General features: G+C 71.1%; 8 protein-coding genes. 5 read left to right on the top strand and 3 right to left on the bottom strand.

Annotated features, from left to right (window positions below; genetic code table 11):
• Positions 1 to 14: 14 nt before the first annotated feature.
• On the bottom strand, positions 15 to 2,483 hold the full coding sequence (locus tag POL72_RS31790) for an ATP-dependent helicase (RefSeq protein WP_272100201.1): 2,469 nt from the start codon (positions 2,481 to 2,483) through the stop codon (positions 15 to 17).
• Between the two features lie 180 nt (positions 2,484 to 2,663).
• Between POL72_RS31790 and POL72_RS31785 the strand changes: the two genes are divergently transcribed.
• Positions 2,664 to 4,961: a D-alanine--D-alanine ligase family protein gene (locus POL72_RS31785; RefSeq protein ID WP_272100199.1), complete on the top strand. Its 2,298-nt coding sequence runs from the start codon at positions 2,664 to 2,666 to the stop codon at positions 4,959 to 4,961.
• Positions 4,958 to 6,160, top strand: a complete 1,203-nt coding sequence (locus tag POL72_RS31780; protein WP_272100196.1) for a P1 family peptidase — start codon at positions 4,958 to 4,960, stop codon at positions 6,158 to 6,160. The genes POL72_RS31785 and POL72_RS31780 overlap by 4 nt, the downstream gene beginning before the upstream one ends.
• A 24-nt stretch (positions 6,161 to 6,184) precedes the next feature.
• Here the strand turns inward: POL72_RS31780 and POL72_RS31775 are convergent, their stop codons facing one another.
• On the bottom strand, positions 6,185 to 6,562 hold the full coding sequence (locus tag POL72_RS31775; RefSeq protein ID WP_272100194.1) for a type 1 periplasmic-binding domain-containing protein: 378 nt from the start codon (positions 6,560 to 6,562) through the stop codon (positions 6,185 to 6,187).
• A gap of 153 nt (positions 6,563 to 6,715) precedes the next feature.
• Positions 6,716 to 7,957, bottom strand: a complete 1,242-nt coding sequence (locus POL72_RS31770; RefSeq protein WP_272100193.1) for a glycosyltransferase — start codon at positions 7,955 to 7,957, stop codon at positions 6,716 to 6,718.
• Positions 7,958 to 8,135: 178 nt separating this feature from the next.
• On the opposite strand from POL72_RS31770, the gene POL72_RS31765 reads away from it, so the two are divergent.
• Genes POL72_RS31765 through POL72_RS31755 form a run of 3 tightly spaced genes read left to right on the top strand, consistent with a single transcriptional unit; the run spans position 8,136 to position 12,693 of the window.
• Complete coding sequence (locus POL72_RS31765; RefSeq protein ID WP_272100191.1) at positions 8,136 to 9,224, top strand: Gfo/Idh/MocA family protein; 1,089 nt, start codon at positions 8,136 to 8,138, stop codon at positions 9,222 to 9,224.
• Positions 9,221 to 10,231 carry an NAD-dependent epimerase/dehydratase family protein gene (locus POL72_RS31760; protein WP_272100189.1) on the top strand — a complete coding sequence of 337 codons (1,011 nt, stop codon included), beginning with the start codon at positions 9,221 to 9,223 and terminating at the stop codon, positions 10,229 to 10,231. The genes POL72_RS31765 and POL72_RS31760 overlap by 4 nt, the downstream gene beginning before the upstream one ends.
• Positions 10,228 to 12,693, top strand: a complete 2,466-nt coding sequence (locus tag POL72_RS31755; protein WP_272100188.1) for a hypothetical protein — start codon at positions 10,228 to 10,230, stop codon at positions 12,691 to 12,693. The genes POL72_RS31760 and POL72_RS31755 overlap by 4 nt, the downstream gene beginning before the upstream one ends.
• The last annotated feature ends 50 nt before the right edge of the window (positions 12,694 to 12,743 follow it).

Here is a 12,743-nt window from a genome sequence, read left to right as displayed (position 1 = left end):
GCTCCGCGCCGTTCTCACGGCCCGGCGCGCAGGAACGCCACCTTGATCCGCTTCTTCCCCCACCCGGAGAACTTCACCGTCGCGATCGGATCCGCCCCGGGATCCACGCTCTCGACCACGCCCGGCCCGAACCGCTCGTGGTACACCCGCATCCCGCGCCGCAGCGCGAGCCCCTCGCCGCCCTCGGCGCCCGGGTCGACCGCCTCCCGCTCGACATAGCGCTCGCCCGGCGCCCGGTCGGGGACGTCCATGCTGCGGCCCATCGCTCCCCTCGCGGGCTCGCCCTCCCGCGAGAACCGCGCCCCTGCGAACCGCTCTTCACCCTGCGCCTGCGCCCCGGGCCTCCGCTCGCGGCCCTCCCACGAGCGCTCCTGGCCGCCGAACCGGAGCCCGGACGCGGCGTACCCGCCGCCCCCGCCGAACCCGCCCTCGACCCGGCGCTGCGCCATCATGCTGGCGGGCGTCGCGATCGGACGCACCGAGGCCGGCGGCAGATCCGCGAGGAAGCGGCTCGGCAAGCCGTAGCGCGTCTGGCCGAAGATCGCCCGCCGCGCCGCGTGCGTGATCCAGAGCCGCTCGCGCGCCCGCGTGATCGCGACGTAGGCCAGCCGGCGCTCCTCCTCGATGTCGCCCTTGCGGTTCGGATCCTGGCTCCGGAACGGGAACAGATCCTCCTCCATGCCCGTCAGGAACACCGCGTGGAACTCCAGCCCCTTCGCGGCGTGGATCGTCATCATCGCGACCTTGGGCACGTCCGCGAGCGCGTCGACGTCCGACACCAGGCTCACCCGCTCGAGGTAGCCCGCGAGCGTCGCCTCGTCGCCCGCGGCGATCGCCTCCTGCTCGTAGTCGACGAGCGACTGCACGAGCTCGCGCAAGTTCTGGAGCCGCGCCTCCGACTCGACGCTGTCCTCCTGCTCGAGCGCCTTGGCGTAGCCCGATCGCGCGAGCACCTCCTCCGCCAGCGCGCTCGGCGACGCGCTCTTCGCCTCGGTCATGAGCCCGAGGATCAGATCGCGGAAGCCGAGCAGGCTGCGCTTCGCCGCCGGCGCGAGCGGCGGCAGCTGGCCCCCCGGCATCGCCGACGGCGGCACCCTCCCCTCCAGGATCGGATCGATCGCCTCGAACAGCGACACGCCCAGCAGGTCCGCCGCCTGGATGAGCTTGTCGACCGTGCTCTGGCCGATCTTGCGGGCCGGCACGTTGATGATGCGGTTGAGATCCACGTCGCTCTTGGGGTTCGCGATGACGCGCAGGTACGAGAGCAGGTTCTTCACCTCCGCCCGCTCGAAGAAGCGCGTGCCCCCGATGATCTGGTACGGGATGCGCGCCTCGCGCAGCACCTCCTCGAGCACGCGCGACTGCGCGTGGATCCGGTAGAACACCGCGATCTCGTTCGGCGAGACGCCCTGCGCGATGAGCTCGCGGACGCCCTCGACCACCCACGCCGCCTCGTCGTGCTCGCTGTCCGCCGCCACCACGTCGATCGGCGTGCCGTCCTGGTTCGCCGTCCAGAGCTCCTTCGGCTCGCGATCCGACGCGTGCCGGATCACGCCGAGCGCGCCCCGCACGACGTGCCCGATCGAGCGGTAGTTCTGCTCGAGCTTCACCACCGTCGCGTGGGGAAAATCGCGCCGGAAGCCGCGGACGATCCGGACGTCGGCGCCGCGCCAGCGGTAGATGCTCTGGTCGTCGTCGCCGACGACGCAGAGGTTGTCGTGGCTCTTGCAGAACGCCCGGACGAGCCGGTACTGCACCTGGTTCACGTCCTGGAACTCGTCCACGAGCACGTGGCGGAAGCGCCCCCGGAGATCCTCGCCGGCGAAGCTCGTCGGGTCCTCCGCGATGCGCAGCACGGAGAGCAGGAGGTCGTCGAAGTCCACCGCGCTCGCCGCCTTGAGGTGCCGCTCGTACGCCTCGAAGCACCGCGCGATCGCGTCGTCGAAGTAGCCCTTGCGCTCGAACTCGGCGGGCCCCCGCCCCTCCTGCTTCTCCGCGTGGATGCGCGAGAGCACCTGGCGGGGCGGATAGCGCCGATCGTCGAGGTTGAGCTCCTTGAGCACGCGGTTCATGACCGCCCGCTGATCGTCGTCGTCGTAAATGATGAAGTTCTTGTCGAGCCCGGCCGCCTCGTGGTGCCGGCGCAACAGGCGCGCGCACACCGCGTGGAACGTGCCCACCCAGAGGTCCTTCACGATGTCGGCCCCGATGAGCCCCTCCAGCCGGCGCTTCATCTCGGTCGCCGCCTTGTTCGTGAACGTCACCGCCAGGATCCGGTAGGGCGGGACACGGTGCGTGACGATGAGGTTCGCGATCCGGTACACGATGACCCGGGTCTTGCCGCTCCCCGCGCCCGCGAAGATGAGGAGCGGCCCCGCCGCGTGGCTGGCCGCGCGCGCCTGCGGCTCGTTCAGCTCCTCGTGAGGGAGGCCAGGCTCGGGCGGCGGAGAGCGGTCGGCGTCGTGTGCGGCGAAACGATCCACACGGGGTCGCTAGCACGACCTCCGCGCGAGCGGGAGCCCGCCGAGCCCCGGAGCCTCCAGCGGCGCTCCCCTGTTTTTTCCCCGGCAAATCACGCCCGCTGGCCGTAACCTCGCACGTCCGTGCGCCTCCGGCAGAGCACCGGGGGAGCAGCGGCCCGGACGACCGGCCCAGGAGAGACCATGCGCATCGCGCTGACGCACAACCTGAAGATCACGAGCTCCGCCGAGGAAGCCGAGTTCGACAGCCCGGAGACGATCGCCGCCATCGCCGGCGCGCTCGAGCGGGCCGGGCACGAGGTGGAGCGGATCGAGGTCAGCGGCCCGGCCTCCCGGGTCCTCGCCCGGCTCGAGGCGCTCCAGCCGGACCTCATCTTCAACACGGCCGAGGGCCACAAGGGCAAGACGCGCGAGGCCTTCTATCCGTCGCTGTTCGACGAGCTCGGCATCCCGTACACAGGCTCCGACGCCTACACGCTGAACGTCGCGCTCGACAAGTCGCTCACGAAGCGCGTCCTCGCGAGCTACGGCGTCGCCACCCCGCGCGCCCGCCTCGTCAACCGGACCACCCTGGAGAGCGGCGCGCTCGACGACATGAGCTTCCCCGTCATCGTGAAGCCGAATTTCGAGGGCTCCTCCAAGGGCATCTTCCGGGAGTGGAGCGTCTGCGAGGACGCGCACCACCTCGCCGAGGTCGTCGAGCGGCAGCTCGCGCGCTTCGAGGCGGGCCTGCTCGTCGAGCACTACATCGCCGGCATCGACGTCGCGTGCGCCTTCGTCGACGGCCTCAAGGACACGAACGGCGCGCGATCGAGCGGCACCGGCATCCCCGAGGGCGTCCTCACCCCGATCGAGTTCGTGATCGATCCCGAGGTGCCGGGCAGCTACAACGTGTACGACTTCAACCTGAAGCACGCGAAGCCCGAGCAGGTCACGCGCCGGCCCGCGCAGCTGCCCCCGGCCACGATCGAGCGCATCCGGTCGCTCACGGCGCGCGTCGTGCGCGCCCTGGACCTCAAGGATCACGCCCGCTGCGAGTTCCGGGTCTCGCCGTCGCCCTCGCGCAGCCAGGGCCACGACGTCCACTTCCTCGAGGTCGACGGGCTGCCCACCCTCCAGCCGGGCGCCAGCGTCTTCGTCGCGGCGGCGCAGCGCGGCGTCGACTTCGACGGCGTCATCCGGGCCATCGTGAGGAGCGCCTGCAAGCGGCGGGGGCTCCTGCCGCTCCTGGAGAGCAACCAGCAGCGCCGGGCGAAGCGCACCGCGCTCCGCGTCGGGTTCACCTACAACATGAAGCGGAGCGACACGGCCGCGGCCGACAAGGCGGGCCCCGGCACGATGCACGACCTGGAGGCCGAGTTCGACTCGCCGCGCACGATCCAGGCGATCGCGAGCGCCATCGAGAGCTACGGCCACACCGTGGTCCCGCTCGAGGCGACGCCGGACCTGCCGCGCGCGCTCGCGGCTTCCGGGGTCGACGTCGTCTTCAACATCGCCGAGGGGCTCCGCGGCCGCGGCCGCGAGGCGCAGGTGCCGGCGCTCTGCGAGCTGCTCGGCATCCCCTACAGCGGCTCGGACGCGACCACGCTCTCGCTCGCGCTCGACAAGGGCCTCACGAAGCAGATCCTGCGCGCGGCCGGCATCGAGACGGCCGAGTGGCAGGTGGTCACGACCGGGCGCGAGAAGCTGAAGCCGTTCCGCTACCCGGTGATCGTGAAGCCCAACGCCGAGGGGACCTCGAAGGGGATCACCTCGGCGTCCGTCGTCAAGGACGAGGCCGCCGCGCGCGCCGCGGCGAAGCAGCTGGTCGATCGCTACCACCAGCCGGCCCTCATCGAGGAGTACATCACGGGCCGCGAGTTCACCGTCGGCCTGCTCGGCGAGCGGCGGCCGAAGGTGCTGCCGCCGATGGAGGTCGTCTTCGTCGACCCGCCCGCCTACCCCGTCTACGGCTACGACGAGAAGCAGTCGGACACGCCGCGCGTGCGCTTCGAGTGCCCCGCGCAGCTCACGCCGTCGGAGCTCCGCCGCGTCGAGAAGGTCGTGCGCGACACGTTCGCGGCCCTCGGTTGCCGCGACGTGGCCAGGGTCGACCTGCGCATGACGAAGGACGGCAGGGTGTACGTCATCGAGATCAACCCGCTGCCCGGCCTGACGCCCGACTTCAGCGATCTCTGCGTGATCGCGAAGGTCGCGGGGATGGATTACCGGATGCTGATCGGCGAGATCCTGGCCGGCTGCCTCAAGCGCCACCGCGACGCCCGGGCCGCCGCGACGCCGCGGCCCGCGTTCACCGCGGCGGCGCCTGCGGCGGGCGCCGCCGCGCCCTCCGCGAGCGCGGCGGCCGCCGCGCCGGCCGCCGACCCGGGCCTGCTGGCCGCGCCCTGCCCTGCGCACGCCGGGCCCGCGCCGCTCCCGGCGGAGCCCGCGCCCCTCTCCGACGCGGTCTCCGCCGCGAACGGCGAGGTCGCCGGCCCATGAGCGCGCCCTCGGCCGCGCTCAGGCGCCCTCGGCTGCGCGATCTCGGCGTCGCGATCGGCCGCTTTCCGACGGGTCCGGACAACGCCATCACGGACGTCGCCGGGGTGCGGGTCCACCACGTCACCAAGATCCAGGGCGAAGGCGAGCTCGTCCCCGGCCTCGGCCCCGTGCGCACGGGCGTCACCGCGGTCGTCCCGGCCGACGGTGACGTCTTCCTGGATCGGGTGTTCACCGCGAGCTACGTGCTCAACGGCGCAGGCGAGGTGACCGGCCTCTCGCAGATCAACGAGTGGGGCCTCTGTGAGACGCCGATCCTGCTCTGCAGCACGCTCTGCGTCGGCCGCGTCCTCGACGCGACCGTCGCGTGGCTCTCGCGCCGCCATCCCAAGATCGGCAAGGACTACGATGTCGTGATCCCGGTCGTCGCCGAGTGCGACGACAGCTTCCTCAACGACGCCGTGGGGCGCCACGTGACGCAGGCCGACGTCGACGAGGCGATCGACGGGGCCCGGAGCGGCCCCGTGGCAGAGGGGTGCGTCGGCGCCGGCACGGGCATGCAGACGTTCCACTTCGCGGGCGGGATCGGCACCTCGAGCCGGTCGGTCCCTGTCGGCGGGGTCGACGCCGTCGTCGGGGCGCTCGTGTTGTCGAACTTCGGCGATCGCGAGCTGCTCCGCGTCGATGGGGTCCCGGTCGGGCGGCTCATCAGCGATCGCTTCAACCACGTCCCGCGGCGGGGCCCCGCCGGCTCGATCATCGTGCTCGTCGCCACCGACGCCCCGCTCATCCATCGTCAGCTCGCGCGCCTCGCGCGGCGCGCCGCGCTCGCGATCGGCCGGACCGGCGGCTACGCGGCCAACAACTCGGGCGAGATCGTCCTCGCCTGGAGCACCGCGAACCGGGTGCCTCGCGTCCCCACGGAGCAGTGGAGCGCCCCCCGCTCCAGCCGCTCGCTCAGCGTGCACCCCCTCGCGCCGGGCCGGCACATGGCCGAGCTCGTCCTCGACACCGAGATCGACGCCCTCTACGAGGCCACAGTCGACGTCGTGGAGGAGGCGATCCTCAACGCCATGTTCGGCGGCGTCGACATGACCGGCCACAGCGGCCACCACGCGCCCACCCTCCCGCTAGACGCCGTGGCCGAGATCCTGAAGCGATACCGCCCCCCGCACCCCTGCGACCCGCCGCCCCTCTTCTAGCGACGCGTCGCCCGCGCCTCAGCGCTATTCAGGATCGCCGTGGAGGAGCCACTCGTGGGCTGCGTCCTCGTCCCAGAAGCGCCGGAGGACCTTGTCCGTGCCGCTCTCGCGCGCCACGCGGTTCAGCTGGAGCGCGACGATGTCGCTTTCGATGATCTCGGCGACGCGCATCACCCCGAGCTCCAGGCCGAACTCCTGGACGGCGCGGATCTTCTCCGCCACATCGGGGGACATCGGCCTGAACCCGCGGACATCGGCCTTGATCTTGATCTCCCGGCCCTGGAGGCTCTCGCACGCCTTCCTCAGCTCGCTGACGAAGTTCTCCATCTCCTCGAGGCGGACACGCCCCTCGAGGACGAAATCCACCATGGCGATGATCCGGTCGACTTTGATCTCGAACACGTTGAGAGACCTCCTGCCAGTTCCCGAAGGGGCGGGATGGGGCCGCGCGATCATACCCCGGATCGCGCACGGACGCGCCTAGGGATCGCGACGCTCACGCGGCAGCGACGCTGGCCGTCGGCCGTGGGAAGCTCGGGCTGGCGTCGCCGCCCTTCACGCCGCGCGCGGCTCGCCGACGCGCGACTTGCCCTGTCCGCGCCGCACGGCGATGGCCTGCTCGTAGATGGTCTCGTACCGCGAGAGCAGCGTGGGCCACTGCCGCTCCTTGAGGATCCACGCCCGCGCGTTCTTGCCGACCTGATCGAGGCGCGCCGGGTCCTTGAGGGCCTCCACACACCGCTTCGTGAGGTCGGCGCTGTCGCCCGCCTTGAAGACGAACCCGGTCTCGCCATAACGGACGAGCTCCCCCATGGCCGCGACGTCGCTCACCATCACGGGCCGGGCCATCGACATCGCCTCGAGCGGCTTCAGCGGCGTCGTGAGCTCGGTCGTCCGGGTCCGGATGCGGGGATACACGAGCAGGCTCGCCATCGCGTAGATGTTGAACACCTCGTCGTGCGGCACCCGCCCGGTGAAGGTCACCTTGGACTCCACCCCTCGCTCGCGGGCGAACGCCTTGAGCTCCATCTCCTGGCCGCCGGCCCCGGTGATCACGACGTGCGCGTCCGGGATCTCCCGCGCGATGTCGCCGATCGCCGCGATGAGCGTCTGGAGCCCCTCGTACGGCTGGAAGGTGCCGACGTAGCCGATGAGCTTCTTCCCGGCGAGCCCGAAGCGCTCCCAGGCGCCGGGAGGAGCCTCCCGCGGCGCGAACTTGTCCGAGTCGACGCCGTTGCCCACGACGTGGAGCGCGTCCGTGCTGCGCACCCGCGGCGCGACCGCGTTCTTCAGGGCCTCGCAGATCGTGACCGTCGCGTCAGCGTACTTGTAGACGATCGTCTCGAGGCCGGCCGCGATCTTGTAAGGCGCCGAGTCCTCTTTGAATTTGCCCCGGTCGACGGAGGCGTTCTCCCAGAGATCGCGCACCTCGTAGACGAGCGGCAGCCCGAAGCGGCGCGCCGCCGCGAGCGCCGGAAGCCCGACGAGCATCGGCGAGTGCGCGTGCACGAGATCGGGCTGGAACTCCCGGATCGCGTCCTCGACGCGCGCCTCCAGCGCCCGCACGAGCGAGAGCTCCCTGACCAGCGGCAGCTTCTTGCCGGTCGGCTCGCGCGTCCGCCAGTACGAGATGCCGCCGATCTCGTCCTTCAGCGCATCCCCGGACCCTTGCTGCGCCGACGTCACCACCGCCGGCCGCATCCCGTGCTCGGCCTGATGCTTGATGATGTAGTCGCTGCGGATCGTGTACCCCGCAATGACAGGCAGCGACGTATGAAGAACATGGAGCACGCGCACGAATCACCACCCTTCTTTATGCTGCGCCGCGCAGCCTACCCGAGGCCGCCGCGACCGTCATCAAGCTCCTCCACGCGCGTCCACGCGCGTGGAGGAGCTTGGACGCGTCCACGCTGTTCGGCGGGCCGGCGGAGAGCCTAGCTCTCGGCTGCCACGTTGCGGTACGCTCCGCCGCCGCATGACCCTCAAAATCGCGATCGTCGGCTGCGGCAAGATCGCCGACGGCCACATAGAAGAGATCCAGAAGATGCCGGAGCGGGCTCGGGTCGTCGCCGTATGCGACCTGGAGCTCCTGATGGCCGAACAGATCGCGGTGCGCTACGGCATCCCGAGCCACTACGACTCGTTCGACCGCCTGCTCGACGTCGAGAAGCCCGACGTCGTCCACATCACCACCCCTCCGCAGTCGCACCTGTTCCTCGCCCGGCGAGCCATCGAGGCGGGCGCCCACGTCTACGTGGAGAAGCCGACTGCGCTGAACCTCGCGGACGTGCGGCGCCTCATCGAGCTCTGCACCGCCGCCGGGAAAAAGATGACCGTCGGCTGGGAGTACCAGTTCGATCCCCCGGCCGTCGAGATGCGCAGGCTCGTCGGCGACGGCGTGCTCGGCGATCCCGTCCACGTGGAGAGCTGCTTCGGCTACAACCTCGCCGGCCCCTTCGGCGCGGCGCTGCTCGGCGACGGCTCGCACTGGGTCCATCGCCTCCCGGGCAAGCTGTTCCACAACAACGTCGATCACCTGCTGAACAAGATCGTCGAGTTCGTGGACGACGAGCAGCCGAAGGTCACCGCGACCGCCTACGCGCTCCGCGAGAAGCGGTTCGGCGACTCGCGCGACGACATGCTCGACGAGCTCCGCGTCACGGTGCAGGGCGCGCGCGTCAGCGCCTACGGGACCTTCTCATCGCACGCGCGGCCGCCCGGGCACTTCCTCCGCGTCTACGGCACGAAGAACACGCTCCACGTCGACTTCACGAGCCGCACGGTCACCCTCGACGCGTCGCCGAAGCTCCCGAGCGCCATCGGGCGCGTCGTCCCGGCCTTCGATCAGGCCCTCTCGTACCTCCGCGAGGGGGGCAAGAACGTGGTGCGGTTCGCCCGCAGCGACTTCCACTTCTTCTCGGGGCTGAACCGCCTGATCGGCCTCTTCTACGACAGCATCACGCGGGGCGCGGAGCTGCCCATCTCGTACCGGGACATGATCCGGGTCGCGTGGATGATGGATGAGATCTTCCGGCAGGTCCCGCAGGAGAAGGCGCGCACATGAAAGTCCTTGTCACCGGCTCGAACGGCTTCCTTGGGTCGGCCCTCGTCGACCGGCTGCTCGCCCATGGCGAGACCGACCTCCGCTGCCTCGTCCGCCCCGCGAGCAACCGCTCGCGGCTCGAAGAGATCGAGAAGCGGCGGGGCGTCCCCCTCGACATCGCGGTGGGCTCCCTCGCAACGAAGGAGGCCGCCGAGCGCGCTGTCGAGGGCGTGGACGTCGTCTACCACGTGGCCGCGGCCATGGGCGGCGCGCCCGCGGACATGTTCCTGAGCACCGTCGTCGCCTCGAAGAACCTGCTCGAGGCGCTCGTCCACACCGGCCGATCGCCGCGTGTCGTCCTGGTCAGCTCCTTCGGCGTCTACGGCGTCGCCGATCTCCCGCGGGGGTACATCGTCGACGAGAACACGCCCCTGGAGGCGCGGCCCGCGCAGCGCGATCTCTACTCGCAGGCGAAGCTCCGGCAGGAGAAGCTCTTCTGGGAGTACCAGGCGCGCTACGGCTTCCCGCTGACGGTGCTCCGCCCCGGCGTCATCTACGGCCCCGGCGGCAACGCCTTCTCCAGCCGCGTCGGGATGAGCCTCTTCGGCGTGTTCCTGCACCTCGGCGGCCGCAACATCCTCCCGCTCTCGTACGTCGACAACTGCGCCGAGGCGATCGCCGTCGCCGGCCGGAGCGACGTCGCGCGGGGGCAGGTCTACAACGTCCACGACGACGACCTGCCCACGGCCGACGTCTACCTCGCCCGCTACAAGCGCGAGGTGAAGCCGATCCGCTCGCTCACGGTGCCCTACTTCGCCCTCACCGGGATATCGAAGCTCGTCGAGCGCTACCACGCCTACTCGAAGGGGCAGCTGCCGGCCATCTTCACGCCCTACAAGAGCGCGACCTCGTGGAAGGGGAACCGGTTCGACAACACGAAGCTGAAGGCGCTCGGGTGGAAGCAGCTGGTCTCCACGGAGGAGGGCCTCCAGCGGACGTTCACGTACCTCAAGGAACGCGCGACATGACGGGCTGGCGGCCGCTCGCGTCGCTCGGGCTGGCGCTCGGCCTCGCGGGTCTCCTCGCCGGCTGCGAGCGGCGGCAGACCCCGGGGCCGCCGGCGGTCCACAGCGGCGAGGGCACCCAGTCCGCGACCGCGGCCCTCGCGGCCGCGGCGCCGCGCTTCGAGGGGCCGCCCGCGCCGCCGGCCACGCCGACCAAGGGGCACCCGCGGCTCTGGGTGCGCGCGGCCGATCTGCCGAAGCTCCGGGCGCGCGCCACGCAGGCGAACCCCCTGTTCAAGGAGCTCGCCGCCGTGACGGCCGAGGCCGCGGCGGCGATGGACAAGGGCGACATCCCCTCCGAGGGCGACTGCACCCACGCCCGCATCTACTGCGAGGCGCACGCGGAGCTGTTCGCCTTCATGTCGCTCGTCTCGAGCGACGAGGCGGCCCGCAACGACTACGCCGCCCGCGCGCGCAAGATCCTTCTCACCATCGTCGATCGCGTGAACAAGGGGGATCCGCAGGATCCCTTCGTCCGCAGGTTCTCGACCGGCGACCGCGCCCGCTGGGCCGGAGAGTCGTTCGGCCTCACGGTCGACTGGATCTACGGGTACCTCTCGGCCCAGGACAAGGCGGCGATACGGCCCGTCTTCCTCCGCTGGGCGGAGGAGCAGCTGCAGTCGTCGACGACGAGCCACGATCACCCCGAGCCCGTGGGCAAGCTGAACGACCCGGCGATGCTGAAGGAGCCGAGGAAGCGCAGGTACGCCGTGAACAACTACTTCACGTCGCACATGCGCAACCTGACGCTCCTGTCGCTCGCGTTCGACGAGGCCGACGATCCGCCGGATCCGAAGCCGAGCGGCACCTACCCGCGGCTCAGGGACTACTTCGCCAACGTCACCGGGGCGTGGCTCTACATGACCGACAGCGTCCTGCGGAACGACGCGCGCGGCGGCGCGCCGCCGGAGGGCTTCCAGTACGGCCCCGCGACGCTGGCCTACGTGAGCGAGACGCTGCTCGCCATCCAGACGGCCGGCGAGGCCGATCCGGCGAAGTGGGGCCCGCAGGTGCACCTCGACGGCAACCCGTTCTGGCACGAGTTCATCCCGGCCCACCTCCACAGCCTGAGCCCCGCCACGCCGGCGGGCCGGCTCGGGCCGACCCACGAGGCCGCGTGGACGGGCGACGGGGAGCGCTACGAGTACACGGATCACATCGACCCGTTCGCGGCGCTCGGCCTCCACGCCGAGAACAGCGGCAACGCCGAGCGCCTGAACGCGCTCCGCTGGATGGCCATCCACGCCGGCCCTGGCGGCGCCGCGGCCCTCGCGCGGCGCGCCCGCTCGCAGCTCGGCCAGACCCACAAGCGCCACTCGATCCTGTACTTCCTCCTGCTCGACCCGGCGGTCACCCCGACCGACCCGCGCCCCTCCATCCCGCTCACGCACTACGGCCCCGGCCTCGGCCAGGTCTTCGCGAGGACGAGCTGGGGGCCCGAGGCCACGTGGCTCCAGTTCCAGCTCGGCTGGGAGCAGATCGACCACCAGCACGGCGACGGCCTCAGCTTCGGCTTCTACCGCGGCGGCGAGTGGCTCACGAAGGAGCGCGTCGGGTACGGCGCCTTCATGGCGAACTCCGAGCAGCACAACACCCTCGCGGTCGAGAACGACAAGAACCGCCGCCACGACGACCCGAACCGCGGCGAGCTCTGGCGGCGCGGATCCCAGTGGCCGCTCGTGCACACGGGGGATCCCAGGGTCCTCGCGAAGAGCTTCGCGCAGGACTACGTCTACGTCCTCGGCGACGCGACCCCGCTCTACAACTCCGAGTACGAGAACATCCGCGACGTCACGCACGTCAGCCGCGCGCTCGTGTGGCTCAAGCCGGACCACCTCGTCCTCTACGACCGCGCCGCGACGGGCAAGGACGGGCGCTTCAAGCGCTTCTTCGTGCAAACACCGAGCGCCGCGCAGGTCGCGGGGAAGCTCGCGACGGCCACGACCGCGAAGGGGCAAAAGCTCTTCGTGACCACGGTCCTGCCGGAGAACGCCGTCGTCGTGGCCGAGCCGTACAAGCCGACGGGCACCTGGGACACCAAGCCTGCCGAGAACGAGCCGATGCTCGCGACCCTGCGGGTCGAGCCGCCGGCCCCGATGCCGAAGGACGCGCGCTTCCTGCACGTGCTCCAGGGAGCGGCCGGCAACGCGACGGCGGATCCGGTGGCGCTCGTGCGCACGAAGCGCGGGACGCCGTTCGTGGGCGCGGCGGTGAAGGGCACGCTGGTCCTGTTCCCGGTCGAGCTGGGCGCAGTGTCCGAGGTGCAGTTCACCACGCTCGCCGGCGTGGCGAAGCACGTCGTCACGGGCCTCTCCCCCGGCGCATCCTACGACGTGATCAGGAAGCCCGCGGCCGACGGAGACGAGATCACGATCCGCACCGGCTCGGCCGCCAAGGCCGACGAGGGCGGTGTCCTCGCCTTCTGAGCGCCGTGTCGCAAACGGCAAACGTGACGATGGCGCCATCCGCGCCCGCT

Source organism: Sorangium aterium (assembly GCF_028368935.1).
GTDB lineage: Bacteria > Myxococcota_A > Polyangia > Polyangiales > Polyangiaceae > Sorangium > Sorangium atrum.
This window is presented reverse-complemented; position numbering and strand designations above follow the sequence as displayed.